The organism is Burkholderia sp. COPS (assembly GCF_019425585.1).
Taxonomy (GTDB): domain Bacteria; phylum Pseudomonadota; class Gammaproteobacteria; order Burkholderiales; family Burkholderiaceae; genus Burkholderia; species Burkholderia cepacia.
In genome coordinates this window covers 45,535-71,101 of sequence record NZ_WIXR01000011.1, presented here as the reverse complement: position 1 = coordinate 71,101, position 25,567 = coordinate 45,535, and the positions used below count along the sequence as shown (strand labels likewise).

The 25,567-nt window shown below is 68.8% G+C and carries 27 protein-coding genes; 9 read left to right on the top strand and 18 right to left on the bottom strand.

What is annotated here, in order from left to right; all coding sequences use genetic code 11:
* Positions 1 to 550 (bottom strand): efflux RND transporter periplasmic adaptor subunit (locus tag FOZ70_RS09495; RefSeq protein WP_219705659.1); only part of this gene is annotated, 550 nt, incomplete at its 3' end.
* A 402-nt stretch (positions 551 to 952) separates the two neighbouring features.
* Here FOZ70_RS09495 and FOZ70_RS09490 point away from each other — a divergent pair.
* Positions 953 to 1,594: a TetR family transcriptional regulator gene (locus FOZ70_RS09490; RefSeq protein ID WP_021164098.1), complete on the top strand. Its 642-nt coding sequence runs from the start codon at positions 953 to 955 to the stop codon at positions 1,592 to 1,594.
* Positions 1,595 to 1,694: 100 nt separating this feature from the next.
* Here FOZ70_RS09490 and FOZ70_RS09485 read toward each other — a convergent pair whose 3' ends face one another.
* Positions 1,695 to 2,360, bottom strand: coding sequence for a cysteine hydrolase family protein (locus FOZ70_RS09485; protein WP_048025028.1), 666 nt, complete (start codon positions 2,358 to 2,360; stop codon positions 1,695 to 1,697).
* Between the two features lie 152 nt (positions 2,361 to 2,512).
* Between FOZ70_RS09485 and FOZ70_RS09480 the strand changes: the two genes are divergently transcribed.
* The gene (locus tag FOZ70_RS09480) at positions 2,513 to 3,526 is read left to right on the top strand and encodes a helix-turn-helix domain-containing protein (RefSeq protein WP_048024985.1); all 1,014 of its coding nucleotides are present in this window, start codon (positions 2,513 to 2,515) and stop codon (positions 3,524 to 3,526) included.
* Between the two features lie 41 nt (positions 3,527 to 3,567).
* Here FOZ70_RS09480 and FOZ70_RS09475 read toward each other — a convergent pair whose 3' ends face one another.
* The 7 genes from FOZ70_RS09475 to FOZ70_RS09445 all read right to left on the bottom strand — a co-directional run bounded on the left by FOZ70_RS09475 (position 3,568) and on the right by FOZ70_RS09445 (position 9,141).
* Positions 3,568 to 4,275, bottom strand: coding sequence for an SRPBCC domain-containing protein (locus FOZ70_RS09475; protein WP_059649797.1), 708 nt, complete (start codon positions 4,273 to 4,275; stop codon positions 3,568 to 3,570).
* A gap of 28 nt (positions 4,276 to 4,303) precedes the next feature.
* Entirely contained in the window at positions 4,304 to 4,663 is a 360-nt protein-coding gene (locus FOZ70_RS09470; protein ID WP_021164094.1) for a DUF427 domain-containing protein, read from the bottom strand.
* 132 nt (positions 4,664 to 4,795) lie between these two features.
* On the bottom strand, positions 4,796 to 5,233 hold the full coding sequence (locus tag FOZ70_RS09465) for a carboxypeptidase-like regulatory domain-containing protein (protein ID WP_048024989.1): 438 nt from the start codon (positions 5,231 to 5,233) through the stop codon (positions 4,796 to 4,798).
* A gap of 104 nt (positions 5,234 to 5,337) precedes the next feature.
* On the bottom strand, positions 5,338 to 6,822 hold the full coding sequence (locus tag FOZ70_RS09460; protein ID WP_011353057.1) for a DegQ family serine endoprotease: 1,485 nt from the start codon (positions 6,820 to 6,822) through the stop codon (positions 5,338 to 5,340).
* A gap of 118 nt (positions 6,823 to 6,940) precedes the next feature.
* Positions 6,941 to 8,287: an ATP-binding protein gene (locus FOZ70_RS09455; RefSeq protein WP_021164092.1), complete on the bottom strand. Its 1,347-nt coding sequence runs from the start codon at positions 8,285 to 8,287 to the stop codon at positions 6,941 to 6,943.
* A 3-nt stretch (positions 8,288 to 8,290) separates the two neighbouring features.
* Complete coding sequence (locus FOZ70_RS09450; protein ID WP_021164091.1) at positions 8,291 to 8,953, bottom strand: response regulator; 663 nt, start codon at positions 8,951 to 8,953, stop codon at positions 8,291 to 8,293.
* Positions 8,920 to 9,141 carry a hypothetical protein gene (locus FOZ70_RS09445; RefSeq protein ID WP_162175317.1) on the bottom strand — a complete coding sequence of 74 codons (222 nt, stop codon included), beginning with the start codon at positions 9,139 to 9,141 and terminating at the stop codon, positions 8,920 to 8,922. Before FOZ70_RS09445 ends, FOZ70_RS09450 begins: the two co-directional genes overlap by 34 nt.
* Between FOZ70_RS09445 and dacB the strand changes: the two genes are divergently transcribed.
* The 3 genes from dacB (at position 9,140) to FOZ70_RS09430 (ending at position 13,224) form a co-directional block, all read left to right on the top strand.
* Positions 9,140 to 10,672, top strand: coding sequence for a D-alanyl-D-alanine carboxypeptidase/D-alanyl-D-alanine-endopeptidase (gene dacB / locus FOZ70_RS09440; RefSeq protein ID WP_042978297.1), 1,533 nt, complete (start codon positions 9,140 to 9,142; stop codon positions 10,670 to 10,672). The two genes, FOZ70_RS09445 and dacB, sit on opposite strands and share 2 nt — an antisense overlap.
* A 396-nt stretch (positions 10,673 to 11,068) precedes the next feature.
* The gene (locus FOZ70_RS09435; protein WP_048024992.1) at positions 11,069 to 11,983 is read left to right on the top strand and encodes a sterol desaturase family protein; all 915 of its coding nucleotides are present in this window, start codon (positions 11,069 to 11,071) and stop codon (positions 11,981 to 11,983) included.
* Between the two features lie 95 nt (positions 11,984 to 12,078).
* Positions 12,079 to 13,224: an SGNH/GDSL hydrolase family protein gene (locus FOZ70_RS09430; protein WP_021164111.1), complete on the top strand. Its 1,146-nt coding sequence runs from the start codon at positions 12,079 to 12,081 to the stop codon at positions 13,222 to 13,224.
* An 85-nt stretch (positions 13,225 to 13,309) separates the two neighbouring features.
* Here the strand turns inward: FOZ70_RS09430 and FOZ70_RS09425 are convergent, their stop codons facing one another.
* The 6 genes from FOZ70_RS09425 to pyk form a co-directional block, all read right to left on the bottom strand.
* Positions 13,310 to 14,338, bottom strand: a complete 1,029-nt coding sequence (locus FOZ70_RS09425) for an L-threonylcarbamoyladenylate synthase (protein ID WP_059552845.1) — start codon at positions 14,336 to 14,338, stop codon at positions 13,310 to 13,312.
* Positions 14,339 to 14,349: 11 nt separating this feature from the next.
* Complete coding sequence (locus FOZ70_RS09420; RefSeq protein WP_219705657.1) at positions 14,350 to 15,543, bottom strand: 5-(carboxyamino)imidazole ribonucleotide synthase; 1,194 nt, start codon at positions 15,541 to 15,543, stop codon at positions 14,350 to 14,352.
* A gap of 90 nt (positions 15,544 to 15,633) precedes the next feature.
* Positions 15,634 to 16,155 (bottom strand): 5-(carboxyamino)imidazole ribonucleotide mutase, encoded by a 522-nt coding sequence (purE, locus tag FOZ70_RS09415; protein WP_021164114.1) that lies wholly within the window; start codon positions 16,153 to 16,155, stop codon positions 15,634 to 15,636.
* Between the two features lie 16 nt (positions 16,156 to 16,171).
* The gene (locus FOZ70_RS09410) at positions 16,172 to 17,062 is read right to left on the bottom strand and encodes a phosphoribosylaminoimidazolesuccinocarboxamide synthase (RefSeq protein ID WP_021164115.1); all 891 of its coding nucleotides are present in this window, start codon (positions 17,060 to 17,062) and stop codon (positions 16,172 to 16,174) included.
* Between the two features lie 233 nt (positions 17,063 to 17,295).
* The gene (fba, locus tag FOZ70_RS09405) at positions 17,296 to 18,360 is read right to left on the bottom strand and encodes a class II fructose-bisphosphate aldolase (RefSeq protein WP_021164116.1); all 1,065 of its coding nucleotides are present in this window, start codon (positions 18,358 to 18,360) and stop codon (positions 17,296 to 17,298) included.
* Positions 18,361 to 18,675: 315 nt separating this feature from the next.
* Positions 18,676 to 20,112 carry a pyruvate kinase gene (gene pyk / locus FOZ70_RS09400; RefSeq protein WP_021164117.1) on the bottom strand — a complete coding sequence of 479 codons (1,437 nt, stop codon included), beginning with the start codon at positions 20,110 to 20,112 and terminating at the stop codon, positions 18,676 to 18,678.
* Here pyk and FOZ70_RS38020 point away from each other — a divergent pair.
* On the top strand, positions 20,111 to 20,239 hold the full coding sequence (locus FOZ70_RS38020; protein ID WP_021164118.1) for a hypothetical protein: 129 nt from the start codon (positions 20,111 to 20,113) through the stop codon (positions 20,237 to 20,239). The two genes, pyk and FOZ70_RS38020, sit on opposite strands and share 2 nt — an antisense overlap.
* A 157-nt stretch (positions 20,240 to 20,396) precedes the next feature.
* On the opposite strand, the gene FOZ70_RS09395 is transcribed toward FOZ70_RS38020, so the two are convergent.
* From FOZ70_RS09395 to FOZ70_RS09385, 3 genes are all read right to left on the bottom strand, one after another.
* Entirely contained in the window at positions 20,397 to 21,593 is a 1,197-nt protein-coding gene (locus FOZ70_RS09395) for a phosphoglycerate kinase (protein ID WP_048024998.1), read from the bottom strand.
* Between the two features lie 280 nt (positions 21,594 to 21,873).
* Positions 21,874 to 22,197, bottom strand: coding sequence for an AzlD domain-containing protein (locus tag FOZ70_RS09390; RefSeq protein WP_219705655.1), 324 nt, complete (start codon positions 22,195 to 22,197; stop codon positions 21,874 to 21,876).
* Positions 22,194 to 22,949: an AzlC family ABC transporter permease gene (locus FOZ70_RS09385; protein ID WP_042978151.1), complete on the bottom strand. Its 756-nt coding sequence runs from the start codon at positions 22,947 to 22,949 to the stop codon at positions 22,194 to 22,196. The genes FOZ70_RS09390 and FOZ70_RS09385 overlap by 4 nt, the downstream gene beginning before the upstream one ends.
* 205 nt (positions 22,950 to 23,154) lie before the next feature.
* Between FOZ70_RS09385 and FOZ70_RS09380 the strand changes: the two genes are divergently transcribed.
* The 3 genes from FOZ70_RS09380 to waaF all read left to right on the top strand — a co-directional run bounded on the left by FOZ70_RS09380 (position 23,155) and on the right by waaF (position 25,507).
* Positions 23,155 to 24,078 (top strand): branched-chain amino acid transaminase, encoded by a 924-nt coding sequence (locus FOZ70_RS09380; RefSeq protein WP_011353071.1) that lies wholly within the window; start codon positions 23,155 to 23,157, stop codon positions 24,076 to 24,078.
* Between the two features lie 50 nt (positions 24,079 to 24,128).
* Positions 24,129 to 24,323, top strand: coding sequence for a zinc-finger domain-containing protein (locus tag FOZ70_RS09375; protein ID WP_006749970.1), 195 nt, complete (start codon positions 24,129 to 24,131; stop codon positions 24,321 to 24,323).
* Between the two features lie 146 nt (positions 24,324 to 24,469).
* Positions 24,470 to 25,507, top strand: a complete 1,038-nt coding sequence (waaF, locus tag FOZ70_RS09370; RefSeq protein ID WP_027785312.1) for a lipopolysaccharide heptosyltransferase II — start codon at positions 24,470 to 24,472, stop codon at positions 25,505 to 25,507.
* The last annotated feature ends 60 nt before the right edge of the window (positions 25,508 to 25,567 follow it).

Below are 25,567 nucleotides of genomic sequence, written 5' to 3'. Positions count from 1 at the left end.
GGAGGCGGACGCGGCCGGTGATCGGCGAAGCGGCATCCGTATAGCCGAGGTTGATCTGCGCGGTATCGACCGCCGCCTTGCCGGCCGCGACGTCCGCCGCGGCTTGGCCTTGCGTGGCCACCGCGTTGTCGTAGTCCTGCTTGCTGACCGCGTTCGCGGCCACCAGCACCTTGTAGCGTGCGACCAGCGCGTTCTGCGTGACGAGGTTCGCCTGCGCCTTCGCGAGCGTTGCCTTTGCACTGTTCAGCGCGGCGATGTAAGGCGCCGGGTCGATCTTGTAGAGGCGCTGACCGGCCTTGACGTCGGTGCCTTCGGTGAATTCACGACGCAGCACGATGCCGTCGACCCGCGCGCGGACCTGCGCGACGAGGAACGCGCTGGTGCGGCCCGGCAGGTCGGTGAAGACCGGTACGGCTTGCGGCTGGACGGTGACGACGCCGACTTCCGGCGTTTGCGGCGGCGGTGCCGATTCTTTTTTCCCGCACGCGGCCAGGAAAACGGCGGCCGTCGCGACAGTGATTAAGCGGTATGGAACCCGTTCGACGCGCATGGAGCGACCTCTGTGTATAACCAATGGAATAAGTGCCACACCCGACCGGAGCGAGCGCAACACGGATGCGCCTCACGGCGCAGATCGAACACCTGAATTACTGGACTGCTAGATACAGCAAGCGGCACGAAACCTCCGTGCCGACAGGATGCCCCGCAACTGCGGACTGGTACTTTGGCGGGAATCAGCAGAGTGGGATATTAACTGATTGCCACTTGGGTCATTCGATCGTAGGGTGGTATTGTATATACATTCATGAATGTATGTAAAAAGCCCGCTTGTGCGCGACCGGCTGTCCAGTCTTACGGATTGTTACCAGCCGCGATCATAGCCAGTCTATATGACCGCGCAGAGGGTTGCAGACCCTATATTCACCTACGATCGATCCAATCAGGCCTGCACATGGTCAGACGTACCAAGGAGGAGGCGCTCGAGACGCGCAATCGCATTCTCGACGCCGCCGAGCACGTGTTCTTCGAGAAAGGCGTGTCGCACACGTCGCTCGCGGACATCGCGCAACATGCCGGCGTGACGCGCGGCGCAATCTACTGGCATTTCGCGAACAAGAGCGAACTGTTCGACGCGATGTTCGACCGCGTGTTTCTGCCGATCGACGAGTTGAAGCGGATGCCGCTCGACGCGCCGGGCGGCAATCCGCTCGACAAGATCCGCCAGATCCTGATCTGGTGCCTGCTCGGCGTGCAGCGCGACGCGCAGTTGCGCCGCGTGTTCAGCATCCTGTTCATGAAGTGCGAATACGTCGCGGACCTGGAGCCGCTGCTGCAGCGCAACCGCGCGGGGATGAGCGAGGCCCTGCACGCGATCGACGCCGATCTCGCGGTGGCCGTGCAACTCAAGCTGCTGCCCGAGCGGCTCGATACGTGGCGCGCGACGCTGATGCTGCACACGCTCGTTAGCGGTTTCGTGCGCGACATGCTGATGCTGCCCGACGAGATCGACGCCGAGCAGCATGCGGAAAAGCTCGTCGACGGCTGTTTCGACATGCTGCGCTACAGCCCGGCGATGCTGAAGGACGGCGAATGACCGCGCGACGCCCGTTCGCCAGCGATTCGGGTCTTCGTTGCATCGGGCGGGCCGCCCATCGCGCCGACGCCCGACCCGCCGTCCCTTCTCCCCGCCCGGTTCAGGCGGCCTTCGCGCGCTGCGCGCGGGCCCGCCGGTTCGACGCGGCGACCGAATCGCGCTTCGGCATCGGCGCACCTGCCAGCCCCGCGATCCACGCATCGGTGGACATCACGGCCGCGAAATTCGACTGGAACACCACCGCGTACGCGCGGTGAATCTCCTCGGCGCTCGCCGCGCCTGCTTCGTTCTCGTATGGCAGCGCGCCCGTCGCGTCGTTCAGGTATTCGACATTCAGCCCCGCATGCGCCGCGTGATAGACCGTCGACGCATTGCAGTTGTGCGTCATGTAGCCGGCCACCGCGAGCGTGTCGATCCCGTGCGCATCGAGCCACGCTGCAAGGTCGGTCCCGGCAAACGAGCTTGCGTGCGTCTTCTCGATCAGGTGTGCGTACGGCCGGCCGGCGACGACCGCGTGCAGCGCGACGCCGTCGGTGCCGGGCGCGAAGATCGGCGCGCCGGCCGGCGCGACGTGCTGGACGACGATCACGGGCACGCCGGCCGCATGCGCGGCATCGATCGCGCGGCCGATGTTCGCGAGCGACACGTCGAGCGGCGGATATTCGATCGGCAGGTTGCCCGTCACGTACTCGTTCTGGACGTCGATCACGATCAGTGCGCGGCGGGAAGCAGAATGGGAAACGGAATGCGGGACGGCGTTCGACATGGCGGGCTCCTGGTCCAGGGGCGCGGCCCCGCCCCGGAACGGGGTGGTCAGCGGCGCGATGCAATGCATTGTCGGGGCGCGTCGCTCACGTGGACAGTGGCCCGATAGCCATTCTTCGATAGAATCGGGCCATCACCCATCCGGAGCCCGCCATGACCGCCGCCTCGTCCACCCGGCCTGCCCCGACCGCTCCGACCGTCGTTGCCGTGATCGCGTACGACGGCATCAGCCCGTTCCACTTGTCGGTGCCGTCCGTCGTGTTCGGCAAGGAGCGCGACGCGGCCGCGTCGCCCGCGTTCGAGTTTCGCGTCTGCTCGGCGGAGCGCGGCCCGCTGTCGACGACGGGCGGTTTCACGATCACCGCGCCCTACGGCCTCGACGGGCTCGACGACGCGGACATCGTCATCGTGCCGGCGTGGCGCGACCCGGACGAAGCGCCGCCCGACGTGCTGCTCGACGCCGTCCGCGCGGTCGCCGCGCGCGGCGCGCAGCTCGTCGGGCTGTGCCTCGGCGCGTACGTGCTCGCCGCGGCCGGCTTGCTTGACGGCCGCCCGGCCACCACGCACTGGGCATGGGCCGACGACTTCGCACAACGCTTCCCGCGCGTGAAGCTCGATCCGGACGTGCTGTACGTGGACGACGGCAACCTGATGACGTCGGCCGGCACGGCCGCGGGGCTCGACTGCTGCCTGCACGTCGTGCGGCGGCGCTTCGGCTCGGACGCCGCGAACCAGATCGCGCGCCGCCTCGTGATCCCACCGCACCGTCAAGGCGGGCAGGCGCAATACGTGCCGCAGCCGGTCGCCGCGCACCCGCGCGATGCGCGGCTCGCGGGCCTGCTCGACTGGGTGCGCGCGCATCTCGACGCCGCGCACAGCGTCGATTCGCTTGCCGAACGCGTGCTGATGAGCCGGCGCACGTTCACGCGCCACTTCCGCCAGGCGACCGGCACGACCGTCACCGCGTGGCTGCAGGCCGAGCGGCTGGCGCGTGCGCAGCATCTGCTGGAAACCACCGGGCAGTCGATCGATGCGATCGCGCAGGCGGCCGGCTACGGGTCGAGCGTGTCGCTGCGCCAGCATTTCGCGGGCGCGCTCGGCACGTCGCCGTCGGCGTATCGAAGGGAATTTCGCGGCGCCGGAGCCGGCGCCGATGCCGCGCGGTAGGCGCGCGGCGGGCGAGCGTCGCAGCGGAAACGGCCGGCCGCTCAGCCGCCGTTGATCCAGCGTGCCGCGTAGAGCAGCAGCGCGACGAAGACGATCATCGCGGCCCACGCCCACACGGGCACCGTGCCGGAGCCGCGATGCGGGAGTGCGCTGGCGGCACGCCCGGTCAGCGCGCCGCCGAGGTGCGGCGGCAGCGCCCGCTTCGTCGCAGCCACCAGCGACGCCGGCCGCAGGAACACGTGCTGGCGCCGCGGCGCGGCCGAGCGCGCGCGATTCGGTGCGAGGCCGTGCTTCGCCTGTACGACCGCGCAGAATTCACGGAAGAAATCGTCGGTCCATTCGCGCAGCGTATTTTCGATCTGCCGCCCCGGCAGCTCGGTGAGCGGGCCGCTCGCCGTCGCCCAGACCACGTACTCGATACGCGTGGCGTCCACGTCGTCATCCGGCATCAGCACGAGTTCGACCTGGCCGCGCAGCGCGCCGAGCCCGTCGGCCCGCGCCTTGAAATTGAGCACGCGGCGCGGCTGGCCTTCCGCATCGCCCTGCTCGGCGGCCGCATGCGCACGCACGTCGTAGCGGGCGCGCAGCGGGCCGAGCGGCACCGTGATCGTCAGCGCGAACTCGCCGTCCGCAAGCTTCACGAACGATTCGCAATGATCGAAGCTCGCGCGCAGCAGCGCGAGATCCTCGAATGCCTCCCGCACGACGGGCGGCGCGAGCGGTATGCGCAATGTGTCGTTCAGTTCCATGACGCCTCCCCGGTGAACACGCGCCGCATCAGGATGTCTCGACGAGGCTGTCGATCCGTGCGGCGTCGAAGGCGACGTAGAGCGCGAGCGCCGACGCCGCCTCCTTCGGTTCCTCGTAACTCCATGCGGCGTTCTCGATCACGCCGTCTTCCGTCTGCAAGTCGAAGTGCACGGCCTCGCCCCTGAACGGGCAGACCGACGTGACACCGGATTTCACGAGCCGGCGCATGTTGACGTCGCGGCGCGGCAGGTAGTGGATGTCCGGCAGGCCCGTTTCGCGCACGGTCAGCGCGCCGTGCGAATCGGCGTACGTGATGCCCCGATGGATCACGCGCACGCGATGACGGTTCGGCACGATTTCGAGACGAGGGTCGGCTGCGTCGGACATCGTTTCTCCTTGGGACGACCCGGCAGGCCGGGCTCAGGAAACGAAAAAAGCCACGGCACAGGTGCCGTGGCTTTCATTATGGGCGAAACCGCAGCCGAATGCGCGACCCGGGCCGGCGCCGCGCGCGGCAGGCTACTGCGCGCTCCACTGGAACGCCGTCTTCGCGCCGCCCTTCGCGCCGACCGTGACGGCACGGGATTCCTCGTTGCCCTGGTACGACGCATGCACCGTATAGCGGCCCGGCGGCACCTTCACGAGCATGTACGGCCCGCGCGCGTCGGTCTTCAGCACCTCGTCGCCCTTGCCGTCGACGATCCGCACATGAACGTCGGCCAGGAACTCGCCGCCCTTGCCGGTGAAGCGCAGCGCCAGCGGCCATTTCGGCTCGTTGCGCTGGAACGCCGTCGATTCGTCCTGCCCGACGCCGCCGGACACGAAGGTGACGTCGCCCTGCTGGCCTGCGGCGGGCAAACCGTCCGACTGCGCGTACGCGCCGGACGCTCCGGCCGCGAGGCCGGCGGCCAGCGCCGCGGCGACGGCAAATCGGGACACGTTGCGTAGATATTGCATGGCTCTCTCCTTGGGGTCGGAACACATACAGGGCGCGGCGTCACGCATTCGAGCGGCGGCGGCGCCCGCCGCGGCCGGCCTGGCCGGCCGTCGGCCGTGGCCGGTCAGCTCAGGTCGACCGGCACGAAGATCTGGGCATTATCGCGCTGGATCAGCAGAGCAAGACTGTTGCCCGCGCCCTTGACTGCGTCGCGCAACTGCTCGGGGCTCGTGACCGGGCGGCCGTTGACCGCGAGGATCACGTCGCCGGGCTGGATGCCCGCGTTGGCGGCCGGCCCGCCGGCCTGCTGCACGATCAGGCCGTGCGACAGGTTGTCGGCGCTGCGCTCCTGCGGCGACAGCGGACGCACCGCAACGCCCAGGCGCCCCTGCTCGACAGGCCCGCCGTCGTTCGACGCGAGCTTCGCATCGGCCATCGCGCCGAGCGTCACGCTGATCGACTTCTTCGACTTGTCGCGCCAGATCTGCAGGTCGGCCTTCGAACCCGGCTTCAGGTTCGCGATCTGCGCGGGCAGCGACGTCGAATCGGCAACCGGCGAGCCGTTGACCGACAGGATCACGTCACCCGGCTGCAGACCGGCCTTCGCCGCCGGGCCGTTCGGATCGACCGAGCTGACGAGCGCGCCGTCCGGCTTCTGCAGTCCGAACGAGCTCGCGAGCGTCTGGTTCAGCCCCTGCACGGCGACGCCGAGGCGGCCGCGGCTCACGTGGCCCGTCTTCACGAGTTCGTCCTTCACCTTGATCGCCTCGTTGATCGGGATCGCGAACGACAGGCCCTGGAAGCCGCCCGTCTGCGAATAGATCATCGAGTTGATGCCGATCACCTCGCCCTGCAGGTTGAACAGCGGGCCGCCCGAGTTGCCGGGGTTCACCGGCACGTCGGTCTGGATGAACGGCGTGTAGTTCTCGTCCGGCAGCGCGCGCGACTTCGCGCTGATGATGCCCGACGTGACCGTGTTGTCGAAGCCGTACGGCGAGCCGATCGCGACGACCCACTGGCCGACCTTGCTCTGCGCCGGGTCGCCGATCTTCACGGTCGGCAGGCCGCTCGCATCGATCTTCAGCACCGCGACGTCCGACTGCTTGTCCGAGCCGACGACCTTCGCCTTGTATTCGCGCTTGTCGGTCAGCTTGACCGTGACGACGTTCGCGCCGTCGATCACGTGCGCATTGGTGAGGATGTACCCGTCGGAGCTGATGACGAACCCGGAACCGAGGCTCGCGCTCGGCTGGTCGTCCGGTTGCGCGTCGCCGCCCATGCCCGGCACCTGGCCGTAGAAGTGCTTGAAGAACTGGTAGAACGGATCGCTCGGATCGATCGGCAGCTGCGGCTGCGGCACGCGCCGCGACACCTGCTTCACGACGTGCTTCGCGCTGATGTTCACCACCGCCGGGCCGTAAGTCTCGACGAGCCCGGAGAAATCGGGAATGCCGGTCTTGGCGGCCGCTTCGGCCGGCATCAGCGCGGCAGCCTGCGCGGGCGTGATGATCTGCGGATCGGCGCGGCGGGTGCCGGCGACATAACCGGCGGACAGGGCGGCCGCCACGGCGACCGCGACGGCGCCGCGCGCAAGGAATCGGGTATTCATCGTAGGACCTCCTCTTTGTTAGGACGCAGCGTAACGACCCTGACTTAAAGGAGGCTTAATCAGCCTTAAGCGGGGCTTAAGCGGCCGCCGGCGCCCGCCCGGCGGCACGCGACACGCGTCACACGGATTCGGAAGGCTGCGGCGCCTCGGCCGGCATCTCGGCGTCGCGGAACACGACGCTGACGAGCAGGCCGCCCGCGGCCGCGTCGCCGAGCGACACCGTCGCCCCCTGCTGCGCCGCCACGCGCTTGACGATCGCGAGCCCGAGCCCGCTGCCCGACACATCGGTGCGCGCCCGCGCGGAGCTGTCGCGGTAGAAACGGTCGAACACGCGCTCGCGCTCGTCGGCCGGGATGCCGGGCCCGCTGTCGCCGATCTGCACGCACGCGCGGCCGGCCGCGTCGCGGGTGAGCGACACGTCGATGCGGCCGCCGTCCGGCGTGTACTTCACCGCGTTGTCGAGCAGGTTGCCGAACATCACGCGCAGCGCGCCGACGTCCGCGACGACGCTCGCCGCGTGCGTCTCCTCGAAGCCGAGATCGATGTCGCGCCGCTGCGCGAGCGGCGCAAGCGCAGCCACGCACTCGGCGAGCAGTGCCTGCAGGTCGACGGGTTCGCGCATCGTCGCGCCGTCGGGTTCGGCGCGTGCCAGCGCGAGCAGTTGCTCCGTGAGACGCGTCGCGCGCGACACGCCATCCTGGAGATCCGCGACCGCCTCGCGGCGCGATGCGTCGTCCTTCGCGCGGGCGACGAGTTGCGCCTGGATCTGCACGGCCGCGAGCGGCGTGCGCAGTTCGTGCGCGGCGTCGGCCACGAACGCCTTCTGCGTGTCGAGCGCGGCCGACAGCCGCGCGAGCAGCCCGTTCAGCGCCCGCACGAGCGGCTGCACCTCGAGCGGCAGACGCGCATCGGGCAGCGGATCGAGCGCTTCCGGCCGGCGCGCCTCGACTGCGCGCGTCACGCGGCCGAGCGGCGCGAGCCCGCGCCCTACGATCACCCACACGGCCGCGCCGAGGAACGGCAGCAGCACGATCAGCGGCCACAGCGTGCGCAGCGCGACGTTCGCCGCGAGCCGGTTGCGCACCGACAGCGGCTGCGCGAGCTGCACGACGTTGTCGCCGACGATCGCCCCGTACACGCGCCATTCGCCGCGATCGGTGCGCTCGGTCGAGAAACCGAGCTCCGCGCGCGGCGCGATCGGCGCACGCGGATGCGAGAAGTACATCAGCACGCCGTTGCGGTTCCAGATCTGGATCACGATGCCTTCGTCGCCGTTGGTACGCGAGCCGAATACCTGCGAGAACGGTTCCGACGGCAGCGCCGCGGCGATTTCCTGCAACTGGTAGTCGAACAGTTCGTTCGCCTCCGCGAGCGCCTGCCGGTAGATCAGCCAGCCCGCGATGCCCACGCCCGCGACGACGATCGCGAGCAGCCAGATCAGCAATTGATGACGAATCGACCTCACGCGTCAGCTTTCCTTGACGACCATGTAGCCAAGCCCGCGCACGTTGCGGATCAGGTCGGAGCCGAGCTTCTTGCGCAGCGCGTGGATGTAGACCTCGACCGTGTTGCTGCCGATCTCCTCGCCCCAGCCGTACATCTTCTCCTCGAGCTGGCTCTTCGACAGCACCGCGCCGGGCCGCGCGAGCAGCGCCTCGAGCAGCGCGAACTCGCGCGCGGACAGCGCGACCGGCGCGCCGTCGAGCGTCACCTGGTGCGAGGCGGGATCGAGCGTCAGCGCGCCGTGGCGGATCAGCGATTCGCTGCGCCCCGCCTGGCGGCGGATCAGCGCGCGCATTCGCGCGCCGAGCTCGTCGAGGTCGAACGGCTTGACGAGGTAGTCGTCGGCGCCCGCGTCGAGGCCCTTCACGCGATCGGCCACCGCGTCGCGCGCGGTGACGATCAGCACCGGCAGCGCCAGCCCGCGCGCGCGCAGCGTGCGCAGCACGTCGATGCCGTCGCGCTTCGGCAGCCCGAGATCGAGCAGCAGCAGGTCGTACGTCTCGCCGCCGAGCGCCGTCAGTGCGGCGTCGCCGTCCTGCACCCAGTCGACTGCAAAGCCGTCCGAGCGCAGCGCCTTGCGCACGCCTTCGGCAATCATTCGATCATCTTCGACAAGCAGAATCCGCATCGGGACAGGCATCCATGGGGCGAGTCAAACACGCCGACCATTGTAGCGCCGCGAACCCGGCGCGCGGCACCGTGCAATGCAACAGAAAGGCGGATTGCAAGGGGGCTGTCCGGACTTGTCTCTACAATGTGCGCTTTGGCGCCGCGCGCGCCCTGCCCGAACGTCGTGCTTTCCCCGTATTCGCTCATGCCGATTTCCGATCTTTCCAACCGGTTCGCCCCCCGCGCCCGCGTCTGCCTGCGGGCGGCCGCCATCGTCGCCACCTGCACGGCCCTCGCCTTCGCGCCTGCCGCGCAGGCCCGCAAGAAATCCCACAAGGAAGCGCGCAAGACCACGGTCGTGTCGCCGGCCGCGCGCGCGGCCGGCCTGCCGGCGTCCGTGCTCGTCGCGCTGCAGCGCGCGAAGGTGCCGGCGTCGGCGATGAGCGTCGTCGTCGAGCGCGTCGGCGATCCGGAACCGCTGATCGCGTGGAATGCGAGCCGGCCGATGCTGCCCGCCTCGACGATGAAGCTCGTGACGACCTTCTCGGGCCTGTCGATCCTCGGCCCCGACTACCGCTGGCGCACGACCGCCTACACGGACGGCACGGTCGACCCCGACGGCACGCTGCAGGGCAACCTGTACATCAAGGGCACCGGCGATCCGAAGCTCGTGCCCGAAGAGCTGATCGACCTCGTCGACAAGCTCCGCAAGGCCGGCGTCAAGCGCGTGGCCGGCGGCCTCGTGCTCGACAAGAGCTACTTCGCGGCGACGACGCGCGATCTCCCTTCGTTCGACGACGATGCGAGCGCGCCGTACAACGTCGGCCCCGATCCGCTGCTGTACGCGTTCAAGGCCGTGTCGTTCACCGTCACGCCGGGCGACGACGGCAAGGTGGCCGTCGACGTGCTGCCGCCGCTCGCGGACCTGTCGATCGACAACCAGCTGGTCGAAGGCTCGGGCTCGTGCAGCGCGGCCGCCGCGGCCGCGCGACCGACGCTGACGGCCGGCGGCGGGATCATGACCGCTTCGTTCGCCGGCGACTACCCGCTGCGTTGCGGCGCGCACACGACCAACCTCGCGATCCTCGATCACACGACGTTCTTCGCCCGCGGCTTCCTCGCGCTGTGGCAGCAGGACGGCGGCACGATCACGGGGCCCGTGAGCGAAGGCAAGGTGCCGACCACCGCGCGGCCGCTCGCCGTGCATCACAGCCCGGTGCTCGGCAGCATCGTCTACGACATCAACAAGTTCAGCAACAACGTGATGGCGCGCAACCTGTTCCTGACGATCGGCGCGGTCGGCGGCAGGCCGCCCGCGACGCCCGAGCAGTCGAGCCGCGTGATCCAGGCGTTCCTGCAGAAGAACGGCATCGCGATGCCCGACCTCGTGCTCGAAAACGGCTCGGGCCTGTCGCGCGAAGAGCATGTGAGCGCACTGTCGCTCGCCGCGCTGCTGCAGGCCGCGAACGCGAGCCCCGTCGCGCAGGCCTTCATCGATTCGCTGCCGATCGCGGGCATCGACGGCACAATGAAGAACCGCCTCACCAACGCCGGCGTGCTCGGCAACGCGCACATCAAGACCGGCACGCTGCGCGACGTGCGCGCGATCGCCGGCTACGTTGCCGGCGCCGACGGCCAGAGCTACATCGTCGTCAGTTTCATCAACAACGATCACGCGGAAGCCGCGCGCGCCGCGCACGACACGCTGCTCGAATGGATCTACGCCGGCGCGCAATGACGATCCGTGCGCCGCGGCATTGCGCGGCGCCGCCGGCCGCCGGCCCGCGCCGGCTTGCACCGGCCACGGGGCCGCACCGCGCAGCGGGTCGCCCCGGCGGGCAATCGGGGCGGCCCGCAAGCGCCGCCGCGCACGGAATCCCGCCCTCCCCGGTTTGAAACGGCAGCCACCGCCCGCGCGCGACATACCGCGCACCGATCGCACCTACAAAACAGGGCCACACCGCCCGGCCCCGTGCCGCGCGGCTTCCGTAGAAACCCTGTCCTCAGAGGGAACCCTCTACGCTGCCCCCTCGCCTAGCGCGTGGCGATTGCGTAGGCTGTTGGCCTGACCGATATCTACAACGGGCCATACGCCCGGCCTCAAGGCTTGCAGGGGAAAGAAGGAGACACGCCCATGCGATTCGACGTCGAATTGCTTCTGCTCGCGCTGGCGCCCGTCTTCCTGCTCTGCATCGCGTGGGAGGCCTGGCACCTCGCCCGCACCCGTGCGCAGGACCATGTCTATGCGTGGCGCGACACGCTGTGCAACGCGGCGCTCGCGCTGATGCACCAGGGCGCCGACAAGATCGCGTGGCTGTTCGTGATCCCCGTCTACGCGTATTGCTACCGGCACTACCGCCTGTTCACGTGGCACGACGGCTGGCTGTCGTTCGCGGTGCTGTTCGTCGCGCAGGATTTCCTCTATTACGTGTTCCACCGCGCGAGCCATCGCGTGCGCTGGCTGTGGGCCGCGCACGTCGTGCATCACTCGTCCGAGCGGATGAATTTCTCGACCGCGTTCCGCCAGAGCCTGATGTACCCCGTCGCGGGCATGTGGGTGTTCTGGCTGCCGCTCGCGTTCGCCGGCTTTCCGCCGCAGCAGGTCGTCGGCATCGTGCTGATCAACCTCGCGTTCCAGTTCTTCGTGCACACGCAGGCGATCGGCAAGCTCGGCTGGCTCGAATACGTGCTGAACACGCCGTCGATCCACCGTGCGCACCATGCGCGCAATCCGCGCTACATCGACCGCAATTACGCAGGCGTCCTTGTGATCTGGGATCGCCTGTTCGGGAGTTATGTCGAGGAAACGCCCGACGATCCGCCGCGGTACGGGATCGTCGAGCGGCTCGGCTCGAACAACCCGCTCGTCGCGACGTTCCACGAGTGGATATCGATGGCCGGCGACGCATTGCGCGTCGACGGATGGCGCAACAAGCTGCGCGCGATTTTCGGCCCGCCCGAATGGGCGAGCGCTTATCATGCGCAGATTGCCGAGGCCGCGAACCCCGATCCGCGCACCGTGCCGCCGGCGGCTGCGCGTCACCAATAAACCGTTTCAGCCAACGGCCGCCGCGCAGCCCGGAACCGAGCAGGCACGCGGCAGATGAGAAACACATCAGGCCATATCTACGAGGAGATCGAACGATGCAGACACAACAACACGCAGCTTCCCGCACCCGGCAGCGCATGCTGCGCACCGCGCAGGTCGCGATCGCCGGCGCCGCGCTTGCGCTGCTCGCCGCATGCGGCGGCGGCGGTGACGACAACAACAACAGCGCGTCGAACACGCCGCCGTCGGGCGTGAAGATGCAGGTCGTGTCGTTCGGCGACAGCCTGTCCGACGTGGGCACCTACTCGCAGATCAAGCTCGGCTTCGGCGGCGGTCGCTTCACGACCAACCCGGGCCAGGTATGGACGCAGAACGTCGCGCAGTACTACGGCGACACGCTGCAGCCCGCGAACCAGGGCGGGTTCGGCATTCCGCTGCAGGCCACCGGCGGTCTCGGCTACGCACAGGGCGGCTCGCGCGTGACGTTGCAGCCGGGTATCGGTCACGCGGACGCGAGCGTGCCGAACGCCGACTACGCGCAGGCCACCACGACGCCGATCGCCGACCAGGTCAAGCAATACCTGTCGCAGCACGGCAGCTTCAACGCCGGGCAGATCGTGCTGGTCAACGGCGGCGCGAACGACATCTTCTACCAGGCGCAGGTCGCGCAGGCGCAAGGCAACACGCCGGCCGCGCAACTCGCGGCGGCGCAGGCGATCGGCCTGGCCGCGCAGCAGCTCGGCGGCATCGTCCAGCAGATCGTCGCGGCAGGCGCGACGCACGTGTACGTATCGAACGTGCCGGACATCGGCGGCACGCCGCTCGCGCTGCAGGGCGGCGCGCCGACGCAGGCCGCGTTCACGCAACTGTCGGGGCTGTTCAACCAGACGCTCGCCGGCACGCTGGCCGCGCTGAAGGTCGACACGACGAAGGTCGCGCTGCTCGACACGTTCACGTGGCAGGACGGCATCGCGGCGAACTACAAGGCGAACGGCTTCAGCGTGTCGAACACCGATACCGCCTGCAACCTGAAGGCGATGGTCCAGGCCGCCACGCAGTACGGCGTCGCGAACGCGACCGCATTCGGCTCGTCGCTGTTCTGCTCGCCGCAGACCTACACGGTCGCGAACGCGGACCAGACCTACATGTTCGCCGACACGGTCCACCCGACGACGCACCTGCACGCGCTGTTCGCGCAGTTCGTCGAACAGCAGATCGCGAAGTCGGGCGTCGGCAAGTAAGCCGCCGGCCACGCGCCCAAACAAAAACGCCCGACCGGTTCGCCGGTCGGGCGTTTTTTCATTCCTGGATCAGCCGTCGAGCGTGTCAGTCGCGCGCTTCGAACGCGGCCGCCGCACGGCCGAGACGATCGTTGACCGCGATCCATTCGACGGTCTCGGGCAGCTTCTCGACGAGGATGCGTGCGACCTGCGCGCGGTCGAGCGCGCGCAGCATCCCGTACAGGTCGCGTGCATACGCCTGCGGATCTTCCGGCGCCGCGACGAAATGCACGCCATCGGCCTGCGCCCAGCGTCCCGCGCGCGACGCACGGGCGACGAGCGCGACACGCTCGCCGTCGGCTTGCGCGGCCGCGAGCAGCGGCTCGAGCGTGTCGAACGGCAGCAGCGCGAGCGGCGTGCGCGGCGCGTAATGCGCCTTCAGCGTGCCCGATGCGCGCGGCGCGGTCGCGTCGCTGCCGTCCGGCAGCTTCGGCGCGCGGCCGAGCACGTCGGCGATCTGCTGCGGCGTCACGTGGCCCGGGCGCAGCAGCGCCGGGAAACCGCGCGACAGGTCGAGAATCGTCGATTCGATGCCGACTTCGGACGCACCGCCGTCGAGCACGTGCACGGTGTCGCCGAATTCATCGCGTACGTGCTGCGCGGTGGTCGGGCTCACATGGCCGAACCGGTTCGCGGACGGCGCGGCCACGCCGCCATACCCGCCGCGCCGCGCGCTGAACGCGGCCAGCAGCGCCTGCGCGACCGGATGCGACGGGCAGCGCAGCCCGACCGAATCCTGGCCGCCGCTCACGGCGTCCGGAATGCGCGCATGACGCTTCAGGATCAGGGTCAGCGGGCCCGGCCAGAATGCATCGATCAACGCCTGCGCATCGGCCGGCAGATCGTCGGCCCAGTAACCGGGATCGCCGCCCGGCGGCAGGTGCACGATCACCGGATGATTCGCCGGCCGCCCCTTCGCCGCGTAGATGCGCGCGACGGCCTCGGGGTTCGCCGCGTCGCCGCCGAGCCCGTAGACGGTTTCGGTCGGAAAGGCGACGAGCTGGCCCGCGTCGAGCAACGCGGCGGCCGCGTCGATCTGCGCGGCCGTCACGGCGTTCGGGAGATCGATGGACATCGGCCGGCGCCTCAGTCGAGCGACACGCGCAGCAGCTGCGCGCACGCGGTGGCCGCGGCAACGGCTTCGTCGCGCGTTTCGGCCGTGAAGTTCACGTGGCCCATCTTGCGGCCGACGCGCGCGTCTTCCTTGCCGTACAGGTGCAGGTGCGCGGCCGGCATCGCGGCGACCGTGTCCCAGGGCGGCGTGACGGCATCGGCCGCACCGTTCGGGAACCACACGTCGCCGAGGATGTTCAGCATCGCGGCCGGCGAGTGCTGGCGCGGGTTGCCGAGCGGCATGCGCGTCATCGCGCGTACCTGCTGCTCGAACTGGCTCGTTGCGCACGCATCGACCGTGTAGTGACCGGAGTTGTGCGGGCGCGGCGCCATTTCGTTCGCGACGAACGAGCCGTCTTCCAGCACGAAGAATTCGACGCACAGCACGCCGACGTAGCCGAGCGTATCGGCGATCCGCACGGCGGCCTGTTGCGCCTCTTCGACGCGCGCGGCATCGGCGGCCGGCGCGGGCACGACCGTCAGCGCGAGGATGCCGTTGTGATGCACGTTCTGCGCGAGCGGGAACGCGGCCGAGCGGCCGTCCGCGCCGCGCGCGATCAGCGCCGACACTTCGTATTTCAGCGGCAGGCGCTTCTCCAGCACGCACGGTACGCCGCCGAGCGCGGCATGCGCGTCGCGCGCTTCCTGCGCGGTGGCGACGCGCACCTGGCCCTTGCCGTCGTAGCCGAGGCGCGCCGTCTTCAGGATGCCCGGCAGCACCGCGTCGAGCGCGGCATCGTCGAGCGCGGCGAGTGCCGCCGACGATTCGATCACGACGTGCGGCGCGACGGGCACGCCCGACGCCTCGATGAAGCGCTTCTCCGCGATCCGGTCCTGCGCGACCGCGACGCAGCGGCCGGCCGGCGCGACGAACGTCGTGCGCGCGAGGAAATCTAGGCTTGCGGCCGGCACGTTCTCGAACTCCGTCGACACCGCGTCGCACAGGTCGGCCAGTTCGGCGAGCGCGGCTTCGTCGTCGTACGCCGCGCGCAGGTGGCGGTCGGCGACCGCGCCGGCGGGGCTCGTCGGATCGGGATCGAGCACGGCGACGCGATAGCCCATCGACTGGGCGGCAAAGCAGAACATGCGGCCGAGCTGGCCACCGCCGACCATGCCCAGCCACGCGCCGGGCAGGATCGGGGAAACGGAATCAGGAGTTGCGGTCATGTCAGTGGTCGGTCGCGGCGGAACGCGAAAATGCCCGCCGCAGTGGAAAAATCCGGCGCCGGCCGCGTCGTGCGGCCGCGCGCCATGCCGTCATTCCAGCGGCGGCAGCACCATCGCGTGCGCGGCTTCGTTCTGGCGCACGCGGAACGCGGCGAGCCGGTTCGCGTAGTCGGTCGACGTGCCGGACAGGATCGACACCGCGAACAGCGCGGCATTCGCGGCGCCGGCCTCGCCGATCGCGAACGTCGCGACGGGCACGCCCTTCGGCATCTGCACGATCGAGTGCAGCGAATCGACACCCTTCAGGTACTTGCTCGCGACCGGCACGCCGAGCACCGGCACCGTCGTTTTCGCGGCCAGCATGCCGGGCAGGTGCGCTGCGCCGCCGGCGCCCGCGATGATCGCGCGCAGCCCGCGCTCGCGCGCCTTCTCCGCATAGTCGAACATCTCGTCGGGCATCCGGTGCGCGGACACGACCTTCGCCTCGTACGGCACGCCGAATTCCTGCAGGATGGCGACCGCGTGCTTCATCACGTCCCAGTCGGAACTCGAACCCATCAGCACGCCGACGAGCGGCGCGCTGTGCGTGTGGGCAGTCTGGATTTCGCTCATGTCGTATGGACCTCGATCAGGCGAGCGCCTGGCCGGTGATGCGCTCGAGCGCTTCCTGGTACTTCGCGGCCGTCTTCTCGACGACGTCGGCCGGCAGCGCCGGCGCCGGCGCCGTCTTGCCCCACGGCTGCGCCTCGAGCCAGTCGCGCACGAACTGCTTGTCGAACGACGGCGGGTTGGTGCCGACTTCGTACTGGTCGGCCGGCCAGAAGCGCGACGAATCGGCGGTCAGCACTTCGTCCATCAGGTACAGCTTGCCGTGGTTGTCGAGGCCGAATTCGAACTTCGTGTCGGCGATGATGATGCCGCGCGTCGCCGCGTAATCGGCCGCTTCCTTGTACAGCTTGATCGAGATGTCGCGGATCGTCGCGGCCAGCTCGGTGCCGATGCGGCGCTCGGTTTCCTCGAACGTGATGTTCTCGTCGTGCTCGCCCATCTCGGCCTTCGCGGCCGGCGTGAAGATCGGCTCGGGCAGCTTCTGCGCGTTCTGCAGGCCTTCCGGCAGCTGCACGCCGCATACGGCGCCCGATGCCTGGTATTCCTTCCAGCCGCTGCCGGCCAGGTAGCCGCGCACGACCGCTTCGATCATGATCGGCTCGAGGCGCTTGACGACCACGCCGCGGCCCTTCACCTGCTCGACCTCGTCGGCCGCGACGACCGCTTCCGGCGCATCGCCCGTCAGGTGGTTCGGCACGATGTGCGCGAGCTTGTCGAACCAGAAGTTCGCCATCTGGTTCAGCACGCGGCCCTTGTTCGGAATCGGCTCGCCCATCACCACGTCGAATGCCGACAGGCGGTCGGTCGTGACGATCAGGAGCTTGTCGTTGCCGACCGCGTAGTTATCGCGGACCTTGCCGCGACCGAGGAGCGGCAGCGAGCGGAGCGTGGATTCGTAAAGGGTAGACATCGTCTTTTCGCAGATAAGGAGCCAAACAAAAAGGGAAACGCCGTTCCCCGCGGCAGGCGGGAACGGCGGTCTTGCAATACGTCGGCGAACCGGCGGGCGACGGCGCCCGGCGGTTGCCGGCCGGCCCTTGTTCGGCCGGACGGAGCGGCTACCGGGGCCGGATCGGATCCGGCAACCGGGCGGCCAGCCCTTGCCCGGCGGCAGTACCGGGCGGGGGCAATCGTACTACAGTCTCAGCGCACGACCTGCGCGAGCGCGCCGGACTTGTACTGCTCGGCGATCTTGTCGAGCGACAGCGGCTTGATCTTGCCGGCCTGGCCTTCGCAGCCGAACGCGAGGTAGCGGTCGACGCACACCTTCTTCGCCGCTTCGCGCGCGGGCTTCAGGTAGTCGCGCGGGTCGAACTTGCCCGGGTTCTCGAACAGGTAGCGGCGGATCGCGCCGGTGATCGCGAGACGCAGGTCGGTGTCGATGTTGATCTTGCGCACGCCGTGCTTGATGCCTTCCTGGATTTCCTCGACCGGCACGCCGTAGGTTTCCTTCATGTCGCCGCCGAATTCGCGGATCTCGGCCAGCAGTTCCTGCGGCACCGACGACGAACCGTGCATCACGAGGTGGGTGTTCGGGATGCGCGCGTGGATTTCCTTGATACGCTGGATCGACAGGATGTCGCCCGTCGGCTTCTTCGAGAACTTGTACGCGCCGTGCGACGTGCCGATCGCGATCGCGAGCGCATCGCACTGCGTGAGCTTCACGAAGTCGGCGGCCTGCTCCGGATCGGTCAGCAGCTGCTCGCGGGTCATCGTGCCTTCCGCGCCGTGGCCGTCTTCCTTGTCGCCCTTCATCGTCTCGAGCGAGCCGAGCACGCCGAGTTCGGCCTCGACCGTCACGCCGATCGAGTGCGCCATCTCGACGACCTTGCGCGACACGTCGACGTTGTACTCGTACGACGCGACCGTCTTGCCGTCAGCTTCCAGCGAACCGTCCATCATCACGCTGGTGAAGCCGCTGCGGATCGCGGCCGTGCAGACCGCCGGCGACTGGCCGTGATCCTGGTGCATCACGACCGGGATGTGCGGGTACGATTCGACCGCTGCTTCGATCAGGTGGCGCAGGAACGGCTCGCCCGCATACTTACGCGCGCCGGCCGATGCCTGCATGATCACGGGCGCGCCGACCTGGTCCGCCGCCGCCATGATCGCCTGGACCTGCTCCAGGTTGTTCACGTTGAAGGCCGGCAGGCCGTAACCGTGCTCTGCCGCGTGGTCCAGCAATTGACGCATTGATACGAGAGGCATTGTGGAACTCCTTGGAATGAAAACCGGTGCGCCCTGACGCCGGCGCGGCGCTCGCTCCCGTTCGAACCGGGGTGGCGCGGCGCGGCTGAGCGTCGAATAGCCGCATTTTATCGCGAAGCGCCTCCGATTCCGACCGCCCGGTGGCGCCGACTCGCAATTTGTTACGTTCGCACGGCACAATGCGGGCAAAAAAGAGAAAAAAGCCGCGTGGGGCTTCGGACCCCACGCGGCTTTCGCGTATAAAACGGTGCCGGATCGATTTTTCAGCCGATCCGGGCGGCCGGCGCACTGGCCGGCGCGATGCTCAGTCGGTGCTCAATAGTGCTCGCCGACCCGCACGATCTTCAGCGTGTTGGTGCCGCCCGCCTGCCCCATCGGCTCGCCGACGGTCAGCACGACCATGTCGCCGTGCTGCACGTAGCCTTGCTTGACGACGATCTCGAGCGCCGCCTGCAGCGCCGAGTCGCGGTCGCTGTTGAAGTCGACGTGCAGCGGCGTCACGTTGCGGTACAGCGCCATCGTGCGCTCGCTGCCGACGCGCGGCGTCAGCGCGAAGATCGGCACGTGCGTGTAGTGACGCGACATCCACAGCGCGGTCGCGCCCGATTCGGTCAGCGCGATGATCGCCTTCGCGCCGAGGTGGTACGCGGTGAACAGCGCGCCCATCGCGATCGACTGGTCGATCCGCGTGAACGTACGGTCGAGGAAATCCTTGTCGAGCTCGACCTCTTCGGACTTCTCCGCCTCGACGCACACGGCCGCCATCGTCTCGATCGTGACGACCGGGTACTTGCCGGCAGCCGTCTCGGCCGACAGCATCACCGCGTCGGTGCCGTCGAGCACCGCGTTCGCGACGTCCGACACTTCCGCGCGGGTCGGCACGGGCGCGTGGATCATCGACTCCATCATCTGCGTCGCGGTGATCACGAGCTTGTTCGACTCGCGCGCCATCCGGATCATGCGCTTCTGCAGCGCCGGCACGGCCGCGTTGCCCACTTCCACCGCGAGGTCGCCGCGCGCGACCATGATGCCGTCGGACGCGTCGAGGATGCTCTGCAGCGCCGGAATCGCTTCCGCGCGCTCGATCTTCGCGATCATCTTCGGCTTGATGCCGTATGGCGCACCCGCGATGTTCGCGAGCTGGCGCGCCATTTCCATGTCGGTCGCGTTCTTCGGGAACGACACCGCCACCAGGTCCGCGCCAAGCGACATCGCGGTGCGGATGTCTTCCATGTCCTTCGCGGTCAGCGCGGGGGCCGACAGGCCGCCGCCCTGGCGGTTGATGCCCTTGTTGTTCGACAGCTCGCCGCCCACCTTGACGATCGTGTGGATCTCGTCGCCGAGCACGCGCTCGACGGTCAGCACGATCAGGCCGTCGTTCAGCAGCAGCAGGTCGCCCGGCTTCAGGTCGCGCGGCAGTTCCTTGTAGTCGAGCCCCACGCGCTCGTCGTTGCCGAGCTCGCAACCGGCATCGAGGATGAAGGGCTGCCCCGGCGTCAGCGTCGTCTTGCCGTTCTCGAACTTGCCGACGCGGATCTTCGGGCCCTGGAGGTCGGCCATGATCGCGATCTCGCGGCCGACCTTGCGGGCGGCCTCGCGCACCATCTCGGCGCGCTGGCGGTGATCGTCGGCCGTGCCGTGCGAAAAATTGAGCCGCACGACGTCGAGGCCCGCCTGCATCATCTGCAGCAGAATCTCCGGCGAACTGGAAGCCGGGCCGATCGTGGCGACTATCTTGGTGGCGCGCTGCATGAAACTCCTCATCTGGATCAAGGTGGATGCGCTGGGTGAAACGCTGCGAGAGCCGGAAGCGGCAGGCCCAGCGGCGGCCGTTCCGGGGGGCGTGCCGGTGCTTGCGCCCGGCATCGCTTTGTTCTGAATCTCGTGGTGCTGCTCGGCCGCGTCGCCGGCGGCCGCCTGTGCGCGCGGGGCGGTGTTCGCCCGCGCGGGCGCGCGTTTGCGCTTGCCCGCGCCGGCCGGCTGCTCCGCTTTCGCGGAGCGCGCGGCCTTCGTCACCCCTGCGCGCGCCGCCACGCTCAGGCCGCCCGCGTTTCGAGCACTTCCACCGCCGGCAGCTTCTTCCCCTCGAGGAACTCGAGGAAGGCGCCGCCGCCCGTCGAGATGTAGCTGACCTGGTCGTGGATGCCGTACTTCGCGATGGCCGCGAGCGTGTCGCCGCCGCCCGCGATCGAGAACGCGGACGATTTGGCGATCGCTTCCGCGAGCGTCCTGGTGCCGTTGCCGAACTGGTCGAACTCGAACACGCCGACCGGGCCGTTCCACACGATCGTGCCGGCCTTCTCGAGCTGGCTCGCGAGCGCCTTCGCCGTATCAGGGCCGATGTCGAGGATCATGTCGTCCGCTTCGATGTCGGCGACCTGCTTCACCGTGGCCACGGCCGTCGGCGAGAATTCCTTGGCCGTCACGACGTCGGTCGGGATCGGCACCGACGCGCCGCGCTCGCGCGCTTCGTCGATGATCGCCTTCGCCTCGGCGACGAGGTCGGCTTCCGCGAGCGACTTGCCGATCGACAGGCCGGCCGCGAGCATGAACGTGTTCGCGATGCCGCCGCCGACGATCAGCTGGTCGACCTTGCCGGCCAGCGACTTCAGGATGGTGAGCTTGGTCGACACCTTCGAGCCGGCGACGATCGCCACCAGCGGGCGGGCCGGGTTGCCGAGCGCCTTGCCGAGCGCGTCGAGTTCGGCGGCCAGCAGCGGGCCCGCGCACGCGACCGGCGCGTACTTCGCGATCCCGTGCGTGGTCGCTTCCGCGCGGTGCGCGGTGCCGAACGCGTCGTTCACGTACACGTCGCAGAGCTTCGCCATCTTCTGCGCGAGCTCGTCCGAATTCTTCTTCTCGCCCTTGTTCACGCGGCAGTTCTCGAGCAGCACGACCTGCCCCGGCGCGACGTTCACGCCGTTCTCGACCCAGTTCGAGACGAGCGGCACGTCACGGCCGAGCAGCTCGGCGAGGCGCTTCGCGACCGGCGCGAGCGAATCTTCCGGCTTGAATTCGCCTTCGGTCGGGCGGCCCAGGTGCGACGTGACCATCACGGCCGCGCCGGCGTCGAGCGCGGCCTGGATGGCCGGCACGGACGCGCGCACGCGCGTGTCCTCGGTGATGTTGCCCTGGTCGTCCTGCGGGACGTTCAGGTCGGCGCGGATGAATACCCGCTTGCCGGCGAGCTGGCCGGCGGCGATCAGGTCGGTAAGACGCTTGACTTGGCTCATGTTGAACAGATTGAAGTAGTGGATGGGGAAAGGGGGTTCACGCTGGACGTGCGCGGGCTGCCGCGAAAGGGCGCCGGATGCGGCCGTGGCTGGCGGTTCGCATGACGCGCACGGGTAAAAAATCTCGAACGGGCATTCTAGCCGATCCACCTGGCAGACTGACCCGTGCGGCGGCGAATTCCGCCTATTTGGGATCGCGCGCGGGAACGGACACATTGCCGCAACGCAGCAATGCACCTGCGCGAGCGGCCGGTGCCCGGCGGGCCTGAACGGCGGCTCATCAGAAGATCACGCGCAGCGCGGTGAACACGACCATCCCGACGACGATCGTGCCGAGCATGCTGCGGCGCCACAAAAACCAGCCGAGGCCGGCGAGCGCCGCGTAGAACGGATGGTTGGACAGCGCGAACGACAGCCCGGCCGGCGTTTCGAGCACGTCGGGCAGCACGACGGCGACGAGCGCGGCCGCCGGCGCGTAGCGCAGCGCGCGCTGCGCGCGTTCGGGCAGCACGGTGCGCTCGCCGCCGATCAGGAACAGCGCGCGCGTGACCGCCGTGACGATCGTCATCCCGATGATGACGATCCAGATCTCCGTCGCGCTCATTCGATCTCCTTCTCGTGCACGGTTTCGGTGCGGATGCGCCGCCAGTCGGCCCGTTCGACGAAGAAGTCGGCCGTGCAGCCGGCCGCGAGCGCGGCGAGCACCGCGAGCGGCAGCGCAAGCCGGTACGGCAGGTCGAACGCGACCAGCGCCACGATGCCCGCGACCGCGACGGCCGCGAGCGTCGAGCGGTTCGCGACGGCCGACACCATGATCGGGATCAGCGCGAGCGTGCCGGCCAGCTCCAGCCCCCAGCTCGCGGGGAAGAAGCTCGCGAGCAGGATGCCGGCGAGCGACGACACCTGCCAGGACAGCCAGCTCGCGAGCGCCATCCCCCAGAAATACGCTTCCTTGCCGGGCACGCGACCGTAGGCGAAGCCCTGTTTCTGGAACAGCAGGTAGATCACGTCGCCGTTGAAATAGCCGATCGCCAGGCGCCGCCACAGCGGCAGGTAGGAAAAATGGGGCGCAAGCCCGGCGCTGAAGATCACGAAGCGCGTGTTGACCATCGCGGCCGTGAGCAGGATGGTCCAGATCGGCAGCTTCGCCGCGAGGAGCGGCAGCACCGCGAGCTGCGACGAGCCCGCGTAGACCAGCAGCGACATCGCGCTCGCCTGCGCGAGTGTCATGACCGACTTGCTCATCGCGATGCCGGTGACGAGCCCCCACGAGAGAATCGCCATCAGCGTCGGGGAATAGTCGCGCGCGCCCTGGATCAGCGCGAAGCGGTCGGTGGCGGACAATCGAGCGAGCATGGGAAGCGGGCCGCGGCGGGCGGTTCGTCGGGCCGCCGGCGCCTCCTGCCGGTACGACCCGTCGTTATTGGAATCGGTACCGGGCGATTATAGCGCCGGCCCCGTGCCGACCGACCGGATCGCCGGCAAATGACGCTAAAATAAGCGTCTTTCCGGCTCAACGCTGCATACAACCCGCTGTACAACTGCTTCCCAGGAGAATCCTATGTCAATGGCCGACCGCGACGGCAAGATCTGGATGGACGGCAAGCTGATCGACTGGCGCGACGCCAAGATCCACGTCCTGACCCACACGCTGCACTACGGCATGGGTGTCTTCGAGGGCGTGCGCGCGTACAAGTCGGCTGACGGCAGCACCGCGATCTTCCGCCTGTACGAGCACACGAAACGTCTGCTGAATTCGGCGAAGATCTTCCAGATGGACGTGCCGTTCGACCGGGAAACGCTCGAAGCCGCGCAGCTGGAAGTCGTGCGCGAGAACAAGCTCGAGTCGTGCTACCTGCGCCCGATCATCTGGGTCGGCTCGGAAAAGCTCGGCGTGGCCGCGAAGGGCAACACGATCCACGTCGCGATCGCCGCATGGCCGTGGGGTGCGTACCTCGGCGAGGAAGGCCTCGCGAAGGGCATCCGCGTGAAGACGTCGTCGTTCACGCGCCACCACGTGAACGTGTCGATGGTCCGCGCGAAGGCGTCGGGCTGGTACGTGAACTCGATCCTGGCGAACCAGGAAGCAACGGCCGACGGCTACGACGAGGCGCTGCTGCTCGACGTCGACGGCTACGTGTCGGAAGGCTCCGGCGAAAACTTCTTCCTCGTGAACAACGGCAAGCTGTACACGCCCGACCTGTCGTCGTGCCTCGACGGCATCACGCGCGACACGGTCATCACGCTCGCGAAGGACGCCGGCATCGAGGTGATCGAGAAGCGCATCACGCGCGACGAGGTCTACACGGCCGACGAGGCGTTCTTCACCGGCACGGCCGCTGAAGTCACGCCGATCCGCGAGCTCGACAACCGCACGATCGGCAGCGGCGCGCGCGGCCCCGTCACGGAAAAGCTCCAGTCGGCGTTTTTCGATATCGTGTCGGGCAAGAACGCGAAGTACGCGCACTGGCTGACGAAGGTCTGAGCGCGCCGCGCCACCGACCGCCCCACAAAAGAGTGATAAGAGAAAGTCTCATGAGTGAAATCAAGGAAATGCCGCTGGTCGAGCTGACGGCCAAGGATCTTCCCGCGTACTGCCCGAACCCGGCCATGGCGCGCTGGAGCGCGCACCCGCGCGTCTTCATCGACGTCTCGCACGGCGAAGCACGCTGCCCGTACTGCGGCACGCGCTACAAGCTGCGCGACGGCGAGGTCGTCAAGGGCCACTGAGCCCCGGCGGCCGGGCCTGCAGGCTTGCAGGCCCGCCGACCCAAGGCGGCGCAGCCGGGCTTCCGGCGCGCCGCCGTTCTCCATTCTGGCAACCCGAACGCGGCGCCTGGGCGCCGCGCTTCATCAAGACATCGGAAGTCGACCTGATGCGTCGAGCGCTGGTTATCGCACCGAACTGGATCGGTGACGCATTGATGGCGCAGCCGCTTTTTGCGCTGCTGAAGAAACTCCATCCCCGCATCGCGATCGATGCCGTCGCGCCCTCGTGGGTCGCGCCCGTGCTCGAGCGGATGCCCGAGATCCACGATGTCTACGCGACCGATCTCGCGCACGGCAAGCTGCAGCTGCTGCGCCGCTGGCAGCTCGCGAGCGACCTGCGCGACGTCGGCTACGACGCGGCGTACGTGCTGCCGAATTCGCTGAAGTCCGCGGTGATCCCGTGGCTCGCGAACATCCCGCTGCGGATCGGCTACACGGGGGAGCACCGCTACGGGCTGCTGAACGTGCGGCACGCGAACCCGACCAAGTCGGGCGAGCGGCCGCCGATGACGACCCACTACGCGGCGCTTGCGTACGCGCCGGGCGCGAAGCTGCCCGAGTCGATGAAGACGCTGCCCGCGCCGCGCCTCGACGCGGACCTGAACGAGACGGCGCGCGTGTCCGCGCGCTTCAACCTCGATACGCGCAAGCCGCTCGTCGTGTTCTGCCCGGGCGCGGAATACGGCCCGGCCAAGCGCTGGCCGCCCGAGCACTTCGCGTCGCTCGCCACCATCGTCCACCAGTCGTTCCCGTACACGCAGATCGTCGCGCTCGGCTCGCAGAAGGACGCCGCGGCCGCGCAGGCGATCGCCGACCACGCGCCGAACGTGCGCAACCTGTGCGGGCAGACGTCGCTGTCGGAGGCATGCGCGCTGATCGCGCGCGCGAACGCGGTGGTCACCAACGATTCGGGGCTGATGCACGTCGCCGCCGCGCTGCGCCGGCCGCTCGTCGCGCTGTACGGCTCGACGGATCCGCGCCACACCCCTCCGCTGTCGGACCTGGCGAAGGTACAATGGCTTCATCTCGAATGCAGTCCCTGCTTCGAACGCGAGTGCCCGCTCGGCCACCTGAAGTGCCTGCGCGAACTCGGTCCCGAGCAGGTATTCGGCGATTTGCGCGGCATGCTCGTCGGGCAACGCTGACCCTGGCCGGCAGCGTCGCACGACGCGCCGGGCAATCCGATTCACCGGTGTACGGCGGCT